This window comes from Pseudomonas sp. G166, assembly GCF_037027455.2.
In the GTDB taxonomy this organism is placed as follows: Bacteria; Pseudomonadota; Gammaproteobacteria; order Pseudomonadales; family Pseudomonadaceae; genus Aquipseudomonas.
The window spans coordinates 2,211,252-2,224,790 of record NZ_CP146985.1 but is presented as its reverse complement, the minus strand read 5'-3'; the positions used below and the strand labels follow the sequence as shown (position 1 = coordinate 2,224,790).

The 13,539-nt window shown below is 59.8% G+C and carries 11 protein-coding genes; 9 read left to right on the top strand and 2 right to left on the bottom strand.

The window, feature by feature from the left end; genetic code table 11:
- The first annotated feature begins 124 nt into the window (after nucleotides 1–124).
- The 3 genes from SGN16_RS09995 (at nucleotide 125) to SGN16_RS09985 (ending at nucleotide 2,573) form a co-directional block, all read left to right on the top strand.
- Nucleotides 125–1,054 (top strand): LysR family transcriptional regulator, encoded by a 930-nt coding sequence (locus SGN16_RS09995; protein ID WP_063322104.1) that lies wholly within the window; start codon nucleotides 125–127, stop codon nucleotides 1,052–1,054.
- A 127-nt stretch (nucleotides 1,055–1,181) separates the two neighbouring features.
- Entirely contained in the window at nucleotides 1,182–1,583 is a 402-nt protein-coding gene (locus SGN16_RS09990; protein ID WP_063322105.1) for a MerR family DNA-binding transcriptional regulator, read from the top strand.
- 90 nt (nucleotides 1,584–1,673) lie between these two features.
- Nucleotides 1,674–2,573, top strand: coding sequence for a hydroxymethylglutaryl-CoA lyase (locus tag SGN16_RS09985; RefSeq protein ID WP_335944922.1), 900 nt, complete (start codon nucleotides 1,674–1,676; stop codon nucleotides 2,571–2,573).
- A gap of 641 nt (nucleotides 2,574–3,214) precedes the next feature.
- Here SGN16_RS09985 and SGN16_RS09980 read toward each other — a convergent pair.
- Nucleotides 3,215–4,912, bottom strand: a complete 1,698-nt coding sequence (locus tag SGN16_RS09980) for an AMP-binding protein (RefSeq protein ID WP_335944921.1) — start codon at nucleotides 4,910–4,912, stop codon at nucleotides 3,215–3,217.
- Between the two features lie 199 nt (nucleotides 4,913–5,111).
- Between SGN16_RS09980 and SGN16_RS09975 the strand changes: the two genes are divergently transcribed.
- From SGN16_RS09975 to SGN16_RS09960, 4 genes are read left to right on the top strand one after another with little or no spacing between them, the layout of a single operon-like run.
- A complete protein-coding gene (locus tag SGN16_RS09975; protein ID WP_210643768.1) occupies nucleotides 5,112–6,275 on the top strand; it encodes an isovaleryl-CoA dehydrogenase in 1,164 nt (387 codons plus the stop codon).
- Between the two features lie 11 nt (nucleotides 6,276–6,286).
- Nucleotides 6,287–7,894, top strand: a complete 1,608-nt coding sequence (locus tag SGN16_RS09970) for a carboxyl transferase domain-containing protein (RefSeq protein ID WP_335944920.1) — start codon at nucleotides 6,287–6,289, stop codon at nucleotides 7,892–7,894.
- Between the two features lie 13 nt (nucleotides 7,895–7,907).
- Complete coding sequence (locus SGN16_RS09965; RefSeq protein WP_210643767.1) at nucleotides 7,908–8,726, top strand: gamma-carboxygeranoyl-CoA hydratase; 819 nt, start codon at nucleotides 7,908–7,910, stop codon at nucleotides 8,724–8,726.
- Complete coding sequence (locus SGN16_RS09960) at nucleotides 8,723–10,672, top strand: acetyl/propionyl/methylcrotonyl-CoA carboxylase subunit alpha (RefSeq protein WP_335944919.1); 1,950 nt, start codon at nucleotides 8,723–8,725, stop codon at nucleotides 10,670–10,672. The genes SGN16_RS09965 and SGN16_RS09960 overlap by 4 nt, the downstream gene beginning before the upstream one ends.
- Before the next feature lie 29 nt (nucleotides 10,673–10,701).
- On the opposite strand, the gene SGN16_RS09955 is transcribed toward SGN16_RS09960, so the two are convergent.
- Nucleotides 10,702–11,349, bottom strand: coding sequence for a S24 family peptidase (locus SGN16_RS09955; RefSeq protein ID WP_210643765.1), 648 nt, complete (start codon nucleotides 11,347–11,349; stop codon nucleotides 10,702–10,704).
- Between the two features lie 129 nt (nucleotides 11,350–11,478).
- Here SGN16_RS09955 and SGN16_RS09950 point away from each other — a divergent pair, with 129 nt between their 5' ends.
- Together SGN16_RS09950 and SGN16_RS09945 are read left to right on the top strand one after the other, a co-directional pair.
- Entirely contained in the window at nucleotides 11,479–11,817 is a 339-nt protein-coding gene (locus SGN16_RS09950; RefSeq protein WP_210643764.1) for a DUF3077 domain-containing protein, read from the top strand.
- Between the two features lie 493 nt (nucleotides 11,818–12,310).
- Nucleotides 12,311–13,462 carry a M14-type cytosolic carboxypeptidase gene (locus tag SGN16_RS09945; protein ID WP_335944918.1) on the top strand — a complete coding sequence of 384 codons (1,152 nt, stop codon included), beginning with the start codon at nucleotides 12,311–12,313 and terminating at the stop codon, nucleotides 13,460–13,462.
- The last annotated feature ends 77 nt before the right edge of the window (nucleotides 13,463–13,539 follow it).

The window sequence follows — 13,539 nt, the reverse complement described above, 5'->3', positions numbered from 1 at the left end:
CAGCTACGAAAATTTACCTAACCTATTCTCGGCGTGTATTAACATTCATCACCGATATATGTTTCACTGATTCGCATCGCCACCCGGCACCTCACAACAAGCCCAAGAATAAGAGTGCAGCGCCATGAATCTGAGCAAGGTCGACCTCAACCTATTCATTGTCTTCGATGCGATCTACACCGAAGCCAACCTGACTCGCGCCGGGCAGATCGTCGGCATTACCCAGCCGGCGGTGTCCAATGCCTTGGCGCGCCTTCGGGAGACCTTCAACGACCCATTGTTCGTGCGCACTGCCCAAGGCATGGTGCCCACGCCCATGGCCCAGAACATCATCGGCCCGGTGCGCAATGCCTTGTCGCTGCTGCGGGTGTCGGTGCAGGAAAGCCGGATTTTCAACCCCCTGCAGGCGGTCAAGACCTATCGCATCAGCATGACCGACCTCACCGAAGGCGTGATCCTGCCGCCGTTGTTCCAACGCCTGCGCCGCCTGGCGCCGACCGTGGCCATCGAAAGCTTCCTGTCCAAGCGCCGTGAAACCACCAAGGAACTGGCCGCCGGGCGCCTCGACTTCGCCGTGGACGCGCCGCTCAACACCGACCCGCAGGTGCGCCACGTCAAGCTGATGGAAGACCGTTACGTGTGCGCCATGCGCAAGGGGCATCCGCTGGCGGGCAAGGAAAAAATCAGCCTCGACGATTACCTGGCCCAGACCCACGTGCATATCTCCAGCCGCCGCAACGGGCTGGGTTATGTCGACCTGGCCCTAGGCAAAATGGGCATCCAGCGCAAGATCGCCTTGCGCTCCCAGCATTACCTGATGGCCTCCCAGGTACTGCAACAAACCGACATGGTCATGACCGTTCCCGAACGCTTCGCCCGTCGCCACGATCTGCATGCCTTCCTGTTGCCGGTCAACGATGTACCACCGGTGGAAACCCACTTGTACTGGCACGAAAGCACCGACCAGGACCCCGCCAACCGCTGGATGCGCGAGCAGATGATCGAGCTGTGCCAGCAGGTGACCGCTCATGAGAAGAAGCTCGATAAGGTTTAGGCGACCAAGACTGTGGGAGTGAGCTGCTCCCACAGGTTTTGTGTTCCCGGTTCAAGACCGGGCTGCTTGACGCGCACGTCAACCTGCCATTAGCTTAGCGCCAGCCCCCTTCGTTTCGAGCGCTTCCATGAGCAGCCAGACCTACAGCATCTCCGACCTCGCCCGCGAATTGGACATCACCACCCGGGCCATCCGCTTCTATGAGGAACAGGGCCTGTTGAGCCCCGAGCGACGTGGCCAGGAACGTATTTACTCGCCGCGGGACAAGGTCAGCCTGAAGCTGATCCTGCGGGGCAAGCGCATTGGTTTCTCCCTGGCCGAGTGTCGCGAGCTGATCGAACTCTACGACCCCACCAGCGGCAATCAAAAGCAGCTGCACAGCATGCTGGCGAAAATCGCCGAGCGCCGCGAACAACTCGAACAGCAGTTGCTGGACATCGAACAGATGAAGCTGGAACTCGACACCGCCGAAGAACGCTGCATCCAGGCGCTGGAGCAGACGCTCAAGGGCGAGGAAATCGTGCAGTAACACTTTCCCCTTGTGGGAGCGAGCTTGCTCCCACAACAGGCTCATCATCGCTCTCGACATCATTGGCAACCCACTACAGGTCAATTCCCCATGTCCCTCCCCTCCTTTGTACGCCTGATCGAAGTCGGCCCCCGCGACGGGCTGCAGAATGAAGCACAGCCCATCAGCGTCGCCGACAAGGTGCGTTTGGTGGATGCCTTGAGCGCCGCCGGCCTGGGCTACATCGAGGTCGGCAGTTTTGTCTCGCCCAAGTGGGTGCCGCAAATGGCTGGCTCGGCCGAGGTGTTCGCGCAGATCCAGCGCAAGCCCGGCGTCACTTATGGCGCCCTGGCGCCAAACTTGCGGGGTTTTGAAGACGCATTGGCGGCCGGCGTAAAAGAAGTCGCAGTGTTCGCCGCCGCGTCCGAGGCGTTCTCCCAGCGCAACATCAACTGCTCCATCAAGGAAAGCCTGGAGCGATTCGCACCAATCATGGAGGCGGCCAGGCAACACGGCGTTAGCGTGCGCGGCTATGTCTCCTGTGTGCTGGGCTGCCCGTATGAAGGTGCGGTCAAGCCCGAGCAGGTAGCTTGGGTCGCCCGGGAGCTGTATGCGATGGGCTGCTATGAGGTGTCCTTGGGCGACACCATCGGTACCGGCACCGCCGGCGCCACGCGCAAGATGTTCGAGGTGGTTTCGGATGACGTGCCTCGGGACAAGCTCGCCGGGCACTTCCACGACACCTATGGCCAGGCCATGGCGAACGTCTATGCCAGCCTGCTGGAAGGCATCGCCGTGTTCGACAGTTCCGTCGCCGGCCTTGGCGGCTGCCCCTATGCCAAGGGCGCCAGCGGTAACGTCGCTACCGAAGACGTGCTGTACCTGCTCAACGGCTTGGGCATCGAAACCGGCGTCGACCTGGACGCTTTGATCGGCGCGGGACGGCAGATCTGCGACGTGCTTGGCCGACCGACCGGTTCACGGGTCGCCAAGGCCCGTGCCGCACAGTGAGGTGTTACCGCTGCCTCTGTAACGGCAGCGAAACGAGTAACACGGAAACAATTTGTCAGGTTTGCGGCGTCATGATTTTCAGCACAAAAACATAACCCATTGATTTACATAGAATTTAAAAAGTTGGCACGCCACCTGCTATATCTCTGACATAACAAGAATAAAAAAACGCAGCAAACCAAATAAAAACAAGACGAAACGACTCTGACATAACAAAAACAACACGGCAGAGACGCAGCTAACAGATTTTTTTGGAGAGGATGTGCTTTTCAGGGTGCTTTCAGAAGCAACCCGCAACCGGGCAGAGAACAATAAAACTACCTTCAGGTAGCTCCCGAATCGGTTGGATCGCCAGGCGAAAAAGCAGATCAGCGCTCAAAAAAATACGTTTGCTCTTGATCCCGGATGGGGATCGCCAAAAACAGCGGTAAAGGGTCACGGCTACCAAAAACAACAACAGGCCGCCCCTCAATAATAAAAAAAGAGCACGCGACGACAAAATTAAAGGGGAGCTTCGGCTCCCCTTTGTGCTGTCTGGGGTTTGGGATTTTTTCGGTTGTTTTGTGAAGCGGGTGTGTCAGCCGCAGCGCTTTGACCGACACACCGCATCGCGAGCAGGCTCGCTCCCACAGGCCTTTTGGCTAGTCTTCTTCTTTGCGCAGTTCTTCGATACTGATTTCGCGCATGCGGAATTTCTGGACCTTGCCGGTGACAGTCATCGGAAACTCTTCGACAAACTTGAAATGACGCGGCGTCTTGAAGTGGGCGATGCGGTCCTTGCACCAGGCTTGCAACGCCTGCTCGGTGGCGCTGTGGCCGGGGTGGAATTTGATCCAGGCGACGATTTCTTCTCCATAGCGCGAGCATGGGATGCCTATCACCTGCACGTCCGCCACGGCCGGATGAGTGAAGAAGAACTCTTCCAGCTCACGCGGGTAAACATTCTCACCGCCACGGATGATCATGTCCTTGTTGCGTCCAACGATGCAGACGTAACCCTGCTCGTCCATGGTCGCCAGATCGCCGGTGTGCATCCAGCCGTCCTGGTCGATGGCGTCGGCGGTGCCCTTGGGGTTGTTCCAGTAGCCAAGCATCACGCTGTAGCCGCGAGTACACAACTCGCCGATGGTGCCCCGGGGGACGATCTTGCCAGCCTCATCGACGATCTTGCTTTCCAGTTGCGGCTGGGTGCGCCCGACAGTGGTGACGCGCAACTCCAGTTCATCCGCAGGCCCGGTCTGCAATGACACCGGGCTGGTTTCGGTCATGCCGTAGGCAATTTGCACCTCGTTCATATGCATCTCGCTGATGACCCGTCGCATCACTTCGATCGGGCACGTGGCCCCGGCCATGATCCCGGTACGCAGGCTGGACAGGTCGAACTCGCCCCGCTGCGGTTGATCCAGCATGGCGATGAACATCGTGGGCACGCCATACAACGCCGTGGCGTGTTCCTCGGCTACGGTCTTGAGTGTCAGCAACGGGTCAAAGGCATCGTTGGGGTAGATCATGGTGCTGCCGTGGGTCATGCAGCCCAGGTTACCCATGACCATGCCAAAGCAATGGTAGAGCGGCACCGGAATCACCAGCCGGTCGGTGGCGCCCAGGCCCAGGCTTTCACCGACCATGTAGCCGTTGTTGAGGATATTGCGGTGGCTGAGGGTCGCGCCCTTGGGGAAACCGGTGGTGCCGGAGGTGTACTGGATATTGACCGGTTGATCGAACTGCAGGCTCGCCTGGCGCTCGGCCAGTTGTTCAGGCGTAACCGCCGCGCCAAGGGCTGCCAATTGCACCCAGGGCAGAAAGCCTGAAGGCGCTTGGGGATCGAGACTGATCACACCCCGCAGGTCCGGCAAACACTCACTCTGCAACTGGCCGATCGACTGTTGCGCCAGCTCCGGCACCAGCGCTTGCAGCATGGCGTGATAATCCGAGGTCTTGAACGCCCCGGCACACACCAACCATTGGCAGCCGGATTGTCTAAGCACGTATTCCAGCTCCGAGGCGCGGTAGGCAGGGTTGATGTTGACCAGGATCACACCGATCTTCGCGCTGGCGAACTGGCTGATACACCACTGGGCGCAATTGGGTGCCCACACCCCGAGGCGATCACCGGTTTTCAAACCCAGCGCCAACAAGGCCCGGGCGTGCAGATCGACGGCTTCGGCCAGCTGTCGCCAGGTGTAACGCAGTGATTGATGGCGAACCACCAGCGCCTCGCCCTTCGGATAGCGGGCCACGGTCTGGTCGAAAGCCTGGCCAATGGTCTGCGCCAATAACGCCTTGGCCTGGGAGCCACGGGTGTAGCTGACTTGCGAATGCGAACCGGGTTGATCCATGACGCCCCCTCTTGTCTTTATTAGTGGGTGTATCGGTGAACCTGCTGCAGCGACATGCCTTTGTGGGCACTTACTCTGGCCCAAGTTGACGTTAACGTAAAGGGCGATTGACAGCCATCCGTCACAGGCTTACGTTAACGTAAAGGTGAGAGCCATTCCTCAGCTCTCCGCACCCGATAAAAAAGCGAAAAGGTGTCCCATGAGCTACCCATCCCTGAACTTTGCCCTCGGCGAAACCATCGACATGTTGCGCGACCAGGTGCAAGCCTTCGTTAAGGCCGAGCTGGCGCCTCGCGCAGCACAGATCGACATCGACAACCTGTTTCCCGCCGACATGTGGCGCAAGTTCGGTGACATGGGCCTGCTGGGCATCACCGTCCCGGAAGAATACGGTGGCGCTGGCCTGGGCTACCTGGCCCACGTGGTGGCGATGGAAGAAATAAGCCGCGGTTCGGCGTCGGTCGCCCTCTCCTACGGCGCCCATTCCAACCTCTGCGTCAACCAGATCAACCGCAATGGCAATCATGAGCAGAAAACCAAATACCTGCCCAAGTTGATCAGCGGCGAACACGTCGGCGCCCTGGCCATGAGCGAACCGAACGCCGGCTCGGACGTGGTCTCGATGAAGCTGCGTGCCGACAAACGTGGCGACCATTACGTACTCAACGGCAGCAAGACCTGGATCACCAACGGCCCCGACGCCAACACCTATGTGATCTACGCCAAGACCGACCTGGAAAAAGGTGCCCACGGCATCACCGCGTTCATTGTCGAGCGCGACTGGAAAGGCTTCAGCCGCAGCAATAAATTCGACAAGCTCGGCATGCGCGGCTCGAACACTTGCGAACTGTTTTTCGATGACGTCCAAGTGCCGGAAGAAAACATCCTCGGTGCGCTCAATGGCGGCGTGAAAGTGCTGATGAGCGGCCTCGACTACGAACGCGTGGTGTTGTCCGGCGGCCCGACCGGGATCATGCAGGCCTGCATGGACCTGATCGTGCCCTACATCCACGACCGCAAGCAGTTCGGCCAGAGCATCGGCGAGTTCCAGTTGATCCAGGGCAAGGTCGCCGACATGTACACCCAGCTCAACGCCAGCCGGGCCTATCTATACGCGGTGGCCCAGGCTTGTGAGCGCGGCGAAACCACCCGCAAGGACGCCGCCGGGGTCATCCTCTACAGCGCCGAACGCGCCACACAAATGGCCCTCGACGCGATCCAGATCCTGGGGGGCAACGGCTATATCAATGAATTCCCGGCCGGCCGTCTGCTGCGCGACGCCAAGTTGTACGAAATCGGTGCCGGCACCAGTGAGATTCGTCGGATGTTGATCGGCCGCGAACTGTTCAACGAAACCCGCTAACGGAGCTGACCATGGCCACGCTGCACACTCAGCTCAACCCGCGCTCACCGGAGTTCATCGCCAACCGCGAGGCGATGCTCAAACAGGTCGACGCCCTGCATACCCTGCTCGCACAAGTGCAGCAAGGGGGTGGCCCCAAGGCCCAGGAACGCCACACCTCACGGGGCAAACTGCTGCCCCGTGAACGCATCAACCGCTTGCTGGACCCGGGTTCAGCGTTTCTGGAAATCAGCCCGCTGGCGGCCTATGACGTTTATGGCGAAGACGTACCGGCGGCCGGCGTGATTGCCGGTATCGGCCGTGTGGAGGGCGTCGAATGCATGATTGTCGCCAACGATGCGACGGTCAAAGGCGGCTCCTACTATCCGCTGACAGTGAAAAAACACCTGCGCGCCCAGGCCATCGCCCAGCAGAATCGCCTGCCGTGCATTTACCTGGTGGACTCCGGCGGCGCCAACCTGCCGCGTCAGGATGAAGTGTTTCCGGATCGCGAGCACTTCGGGCGGATCTTTTTCAACCAGGCCAACATGAGTGCCCTGGGCATCCCGCAGATCGCCGTGGTCATGGGCTCCTGCACCGCCGGTGGCGCCTACGTACCGGCGATGGCTGACGAAGCGATCATGGTCCGCCAGCAAGCCACGATCTTCCTCGCCGGCCCCCCCCTGGTGAAAGCCGCCACCGGTGAGGTGGTCAGCGCCGAAGACCTGGGCGGTGCCGATGTGCACTGCAAGATCTCCGGCGTGGCCGACCATTACGCCGACAGCGACGAACATGCCCTGGCCCTGGCCCGCCGCAGCGTGGCCAACCTCAACTGGCGCAAACTCGGTGACGTGCAACAACGCCTGCCCATCGCCCCGCTGTATTCGAGCGATGAGCTGTACGGCGTGGTGTCGGCCGACGCCAAGCAGCCGTTCGATGTGCGGGAAGTGATCGCACGCCTGGTGGATGGTTCGGTGTTCGACGAATTCAAGGCGCTGTTCGGTACGACGCTGGTGTGCGGCTTCGCCCACCTGCACGGCTATCCGATCGCGATCCTGGCCAACAACGGCATTCTGTTTGCCGAAGCGGCGCAGAAGGGTGCGCACTTCATCGAACTGGCCTGTCAGCGTGGCATCCCTTTGCTGTTCCTGCAGAACATCACCGGCTTCATGGTCGGGCAAAAATACGAAGCCGGTGGCATCGCCAAGCACGGCGCGAAGCTGGTGACTGCCGTGGCCTGCGCCAAGGTGCCGAAATTTACCGTAATCATCGGCGGCAGTTTCGGCGCGGGTAACTACGGCATGTGCGGCCGGGCCTACGACCCACGGTTCCTGTGGATGTGGCCGAACGCGCGGATTGGCGTGATGGGTGCCGAACAGGCGGCCGGCGTGTTGGTACAGGTCAAGCGCGAACAGGCCGAACGCAGCGGCCATCCTTTCAGTGCCGCCCAGGAAGCCGAGATCAAGCAACCGATTCTCGATCAATACGAAGAACAGGGTCACCCCTACTATTCCAGCGCACGGCTGTGGGACGACGGCGTCATCGACCCGGCCCAGACCCGCGATGTATTGGCCCTGGCCTTGTCCGCGTCACTGAACGCGCCCATCGAACCGAGCCGCTTCGGCGTGTTCCGGATGTAAACGGGAAATGCCCATGGATAACTTCAACACCCTCGAACTGCTCACCGACCCGCGCGGCGTTGCCACCCTGTGGCTCAGCCGCGAGTCGAAAAACAACGCGTTCAATGCCGAAATGATCCGTGAACTGATCCTTGCCCTGGACCAGGTCAGTGGCGATCCGAGCCTGCGCTTCCTGCTGATCCGCGGGCGTGGCAAACACTTCAGCGCTGGTGCCGACCTGGCCTGGATGCAGCAATCGGCCGAGCTCGACTACCACACCAACCTCGACGACGCCCGGGAACTGGCGGAGCTGATGTACAACCTCGCCAAGTTGAAAATCCCTACGTTGGCGGTCGTCCAGGGCGCGGCGTTTGGCGGTGCGCTGGGGTTGATCAGCGCCTGCGACATGGCCATTGGCGCCGATGAAGCGCAGTTCTGCCTGTCGGAAGTACGTATTGGCCTGGCGCCCGCCGTGATCAGCCCGTTCGTGGTGCAAGCCATTGGCCAACGAGCGGCGCGACGTTACGCCCTGACCGCTGAACGCTTCGGCGGGCAGCGTGCGAAAGAAATCGGTTTGCTGTCGGAAAGTTACCCGGCCGAAGCACTGGATCAGCAGGTCGAACACTGGATCGACAACCTTCTGCTCAACAGCCCGGCGGCCATGCGCGCCAGCAAGGAACTGTTGCGTGAAGTCGGCAACGGCGCCCTCACGCCCGCATTGCGGCGCTACACCGAAAATGCCATCGCCCGCATCCGCGTCAGTCCGGAGGGCCAGGAGGGTCTGCGGGCCTTCTTGCAAAAACGCGCGCCGAATTGGCAAGCCGAGTCGAATCATAAGGAGCCGCGTCGATGAGCGCCCCAGTCCTCACCACGTTGCTGGTGGCCAACCGCGGCGAAATCGCCTGCCGCGTGATGCGCACCGCCAAGGCCATGGGCCTGACTACCGTCGCCGTGCACAGCACCACCGACCGTGATGCGCGCCACAGCCGCGAAGCCGACATGCGCGTCGACCTGGGCGGCAGCAAGGCCGCCGACAGTTACCTGCAAATCGACAAGCTGATCGCGGCCGCCCTGGCCAGTGGCGCCCAGGCGATCCATCCCGGTTATGGTTTCCTCTCGGAAAACGCTGGATTCGCCCGCGCCATCGAAAACGCCGGGTTGATCTTTCTCGGCCCCCCCGCCTCGGCCATCGACGCCATGGGTAGCAAATCCGCGGCCAAGGCCTTGATGGAAACCGCCGGCGTGCCCCTGGTGCCCGGGTATCACGGCGAAGCACAGGACCTCGAGACCTTCCGCGACGCCTGTGAGCGCATCGGTTATCCGGTGCTGCTCAAGGCCACTGCCGGGGGTGGCGGCAAAGGCATGAAAGTGGTCGAGGACGTCAGCCAACTGGCCGAAGCCCTGGCCTCGGCCCAGCGTGAAGCACAATCGTCGTTCGGCGATTCACGGATGCTGGTGGAGAAATACCTGCTCAAGCCGCGTCACGTCGAAATCCAGGTGTTCGCCGATCGACACGGCAACTGCCTGTACCTCAACGAGCGCGATTGCTCGATTCAGCGTCGGCACCAGAAGGTTGTCGAAGAAGCCCCTGCACCGGGCCTGAGTCCGCAACTGCGACGAGCCATGGGCGAAGCCGCGGTGCGCTCGGCGCAGGCCATTGGTTATGTCGGCGCCGGTACCGTGGAGTTTTTGCTGGATGCGCGCGGCGAATTTTTCTTCATGGAGATGAACACGCGCCTGCAAGTTGAACATCCGGTGACCGAAGCCATCACGGGCCTCGATCTGGTGGCCTGGCAGATTCGCGTGGCGCGCGGTGAGCGGCTGCCGATTACCCAGGAGCAGGTGCCGCTGCTGGGCCACGCCATCGAAGTGCGGCTGTACGCCGAAGACCCGGCCAATGATTTCCTGCCGGCCACTGGGCGCCTGGCACTGTATCGCGAGTCAGTCGAAGGGCCGGGACGGCGAGTTGACAGCGGTGTGGCCGAAGGCGATGAGATCTCGCCATTCTACGACCCTATGCTCGGCAAGTTGATCGCCTGGGGTGAGGACCGTGAACAAGCGCGCCTGCGGCTGTTGGGCATGCTCGACGAATTTGCCATTGGCGGACTGAAAACCAACATCGGTTTTCTGCGGCGCATCGTGGCGCACCCCGCCTTCGCGGCGGCGGAACTGGATACCGGATTTATCCCACGTTACCAAGCGCAATTACTGCCAGAGCCTGGCGAATTGGATGACGACTTCTGGCGCGCAGCGACCCAAGGTTTCGCCTTGAGTCTGACGCCGCATTTACGAGCCGATGACGCCCACTCACCCTGGGCCGACACCGCCGGGCTGCGTCTGGGGCTGCCAAGAGAAACCACCCTGCATTTGAGCTGCGAAGGACAGGATCGCGCGATGACACTGGACGTTACAGCCGGTTGTGCGCAGCTCAACGGCGAGCAACTGGAGATCGAGCACAACGGTCTGCGCCGTAGACATCGGGCCATCCGCCAGGGCGACAGCCTGTATCTGCAATGGAAAGGAGACCTGCACCGAGTCGACCAGTACGACCCGTTGGCCGCCGCCGAAGCCAGCCATAGCCATCAAGGCGACCTGAGCGCGCCCATGAACGGCAGCATCGTCCGAGTACTGGTAAGCGTCGGCCAAACGGTGGAAGCCGGCGCACAACTGGTGGTATTGGAAGCCATGAAAATGGAGCACAGCATTCGTGCGCCCAAGGCCGGCGTGATCAAGGCGCTGTATTGCCAGGAAGGTGAAATGGTCAGTGAAGGCAGCGCACTGGTGGCATTCGAAGAATAGGCATCGGCCCGTCTGCCGGGCCGATCCAGTTAGAACCTGATGGTGGCCTGTACGACCACACCAATGATGCGGCATTGTTCGGTGTACAGGTTTTTCGGGTAAGTCGGATTGAGTGGAACCAGGTAACGCTGGCCGCTCTCTTCGATCAATTTGCGAAAGGTCGCATCGCTGCTGCCAGGCAGTTGCGCAACCACCAGTTTGCCGGGCACCGCTTCGATGGCTGGATCGACCAGGATCGACATCCCCTCGGGAATGCTCAACCCACTCGGGGCCGTCATCGCATCGCCAACCACGACTAGCCAGAACGCGTCCCCCTGGGCGTGGTAATCCGTCAGCTCATAGCGCCCCTTGTCGTAGGACGTGAGCTCGCCTTCGCGGATTTCACCCACCTCGCTCCAATCGCTCACTGGGTAGCGGAAGTACGGGTTGTACTTCTGCGCCAGGGCCATGCCTTCGTCGGTCGAGGTGTCCGGCTCGCGAATGACCATCGCCACTTCCAGAAACTCCATCCCCAGTTCCTGCAGGACCCGATTCATGTCTTCGACACTGGGCTGCCGACGCTTGGTCAGCCAATGGCCGACACCGCCCTGGGACATACCCAAACGTTCTGCGAGCACCACTTGCGTGACGCGCAGTTCCTTCATCTTGGCCTTGACCAACTCTATCCATTTATCCATGTGCGGCACGATACGTGGCTGGCTCCGGCCATCAAAACACAAATTGTAGTATTTAAATTATCGTCACAATTACGATAGGTACTATTCTGGACTCAGGCATTCATACCCCACACGGAGAATCTCGACACCATGGACATACCCAACAAAGATGCGCCCAACAGCCCCTTCGATGTCACGTTTCCTTCGCTGCAGGATTGCCCGGCGGCTCAGCGTGCCTTGGACTACTACTTGAAACCGGGTGTTTCGGACCAGGCAGAACATCGCTTCTTCGACGTAAACCGCAATATCAGCGGCGAAGAAGCCCTGGTTCATGCTTGCGATCTGTTGCGCTGCGCAGCGGCCACCGCCCATGAGTCCGCCAACCGACTACAGGGCTCGAGCCGCGACCTGGCGTTTTCAGTGGTGCATATGATTGATCTGGTCAAGGTGATGATTGACCGATCCCTGGATAGCTACCCTACCCGCTAGGCGTAGCAATGGGAATGGCGCCGCGAATGCGGGCAACAGGAAATATTTTCCAATCGATGCGATAAAACCATTTGACTTGCAAATGATAATGATTATTATTGCATCAGCTGATCGCGAGATCAGTCGATAGCCCAGAAGACCTTAGGTCGGACTTCTGGAATATCTCCTCATCAGGCTAATCACGGTTTTTGACCCGGCTTTTTGCCGGGTCTTTTTTTGCCGTTTTTTCGGCTTATGGCTTCAGGCTAATGAAGTCTTTGGGTGTCGCTAATTCGGTGGCGGCGATGATAGCAAATGAATATCCATTTACAAGGGTTCCCCACCGCCACGCCGGTGAAAACGATCGATAGGCAGCTACTTGAGAATCCCGTGCTGACTCTCTAAGCTGCCTTGGCGTCCAGGGAGGGCGCCCCCTTCTTCACATTGACGCAAATCGTCTGATTCCCCTTTCTTGCGTGTAAAGTAACGGCCATAAAAGTCCTTTGCAGGAGCTGTGACCGTGGCTAAATCTTCTTTTGATATCAGCGCCGATTTCGACAGTGGCAACATTGAAGTCGTCGACATCAGCAACCCGTTGCAATCGCTGCTGAAAATCAGACCCGACACCCGCAGCGCCCACTTCCAATGGTTCCACTTCAAGGCCAGCGGCCTGCACGTCGGCCAGGAATATTCCTTCCGCCTGCTCAATGCCAGTCAATCGACCTATAACAAGGCGTGGACCGGCTACCAAACCGTCGCCTCCTACGATCATGTCAACTGGTTCCGCATCCCTACTCAGTTTGAAGGCGACGCCCTGCGCTTTTACTTGGAAACCGAACAACCTCATGTCTGGTTCGCCTACTTCGAACCCTACAGCCGTGGCCGTCACGATTGGTTGATCGAGCAAGCGTTGCACAAGGCCGGTACCCAATTGCTGGCTATCGGTAAAAGCGTGGAAGGCCGTGACATTCAACTGCTGCGCAAGGGCAGCGGCGCCGAAGGTCGGCGCAAAATCTGGATCATCGCCCAACAGCATCCCGGCGAGCACATGGCCGAGTGGTTCATGGAGGGTGTGATCGAACGCTTGCAGCATCATGATGATGCGCAACTGAACGGACTGCTCGACAAGGCCGATCTATATCTGGTGCCGAACATGAACCCGGACGGTGCATTCCACGGGCACCTGCGTACCAATGCCATGGGCCAGGACCTCAACCGTGCCTGGCAGAGCGCCAGCCCGGAAGTCAGCCCTGAAGTGTTTTTCGTACAGCAGCAAATGGAAAAGTACGGCGTCGACCTGTTCATCGACGTGCATGGCGATGAGGAAATCCCCCACGTCTTCACCGCCGCTTGCGAAGGCAATCCTGGCTACACGCCAAGGATTGCCAAACTCGAAGAACGCTTTCGCAACCATCTCAAGCATCAGACCAAGGACTTCCAGACCACTTACGGCTATACCCGCGACGAACCGGGTAAAGCCAACATGACCCTGGCCTGCAACGCGGTCGGGCAGAATTACGATTGCTTGTCCCTGACCCTGGAAATGCCGTTCAAAGACCACGACGATCATCCGAACCCGCTCACCGGCTGGTCCGGCAAACGCTCGATGCAATTGGGCAAGGACATATTGAGCACCGTTGCAGACATGGTCGACGAATTGCGCTGAAACTCAATCCAAGACTTGGACCTGTCAGGATGAACGCCCTGCGGGCGAGGGGATGAATCCCCTCGCCCGACGTTATC

Excerpts from the sequence above, each read along its gene's own strand:
- SGN16_RS09995 (WP_063322104.1), top strand. The coding sequence starts at position 125 with ATGAATCTGAGCAAGGTCGACCTCAACCTATTCATTGTCTTCGATGCG.
- SGN16_RS09990 (WP_063322105.1), top strand. The coding sequence starts at position 1,182 with ATGAGCAGCCAGACCTACAGCATCTCCGACCTCGCCCGCGAATTGGAC.
- SGN16_RS09985 (WP_335944922.1), top strand. The coding sequence starts at position 1,674 with ATGTCCCTCCCCTCCTTTGTACGCCTGATCGAAGTCGGCCCCCGCGAC.
- SGN16_RS09980 (WP_335944921.1), bottom strand. The coding sequence starts at position 4,912 with ATGGATCAACCCGGTTCGCATTCGCAAGTCAGCTACACCCGTGGCTCC.
- SGN16_RS09975 (WP_210643768.1), top strand. The coding sequence starts at position 5,112 with ATGAGCTACCCATCCCTGAACTTTGCCCTCGGCGAAACCATCGACATG.
- SGN16_RS09970 (WP_335944920.1), top strand. The coding sequence starts at position 6,287 with ATGGCCACGCTGCACACTCAGCTCAACCCGCGCTCACCGGAGTTCATC.
- SGN16_RS09965 (WP_210643767.1), top strand. The coding sequence starts at position 7,908 with ATGGATAACTTCAACACCCTCGAACTGCTCACCGACCCGCGCGGCGTT.
- SGN16_RS09960 (WP_335944919.1), top strand. The coding sequence starts at position 8,723 with ATGAGCGCCCCAGTCCTCACCACGTTGCTGGTGGCCAACCGCGGCGAA.
- SGN16_RS09955 (WP_210643765.1), bottom strand. The coding sequence starts at position 11,349 with ATGGATAAATGGATAGAGTTGGTCAAGGCCAAGATGAAGGAACTGCGC.
- SGN16_RS09950 (WP_210643764.1), top strand. The coding sequence starts at position 11,479 with ATGGACATACCCAACAAAGATGCGCCCAACAGCCCCTTCGATGTCACG.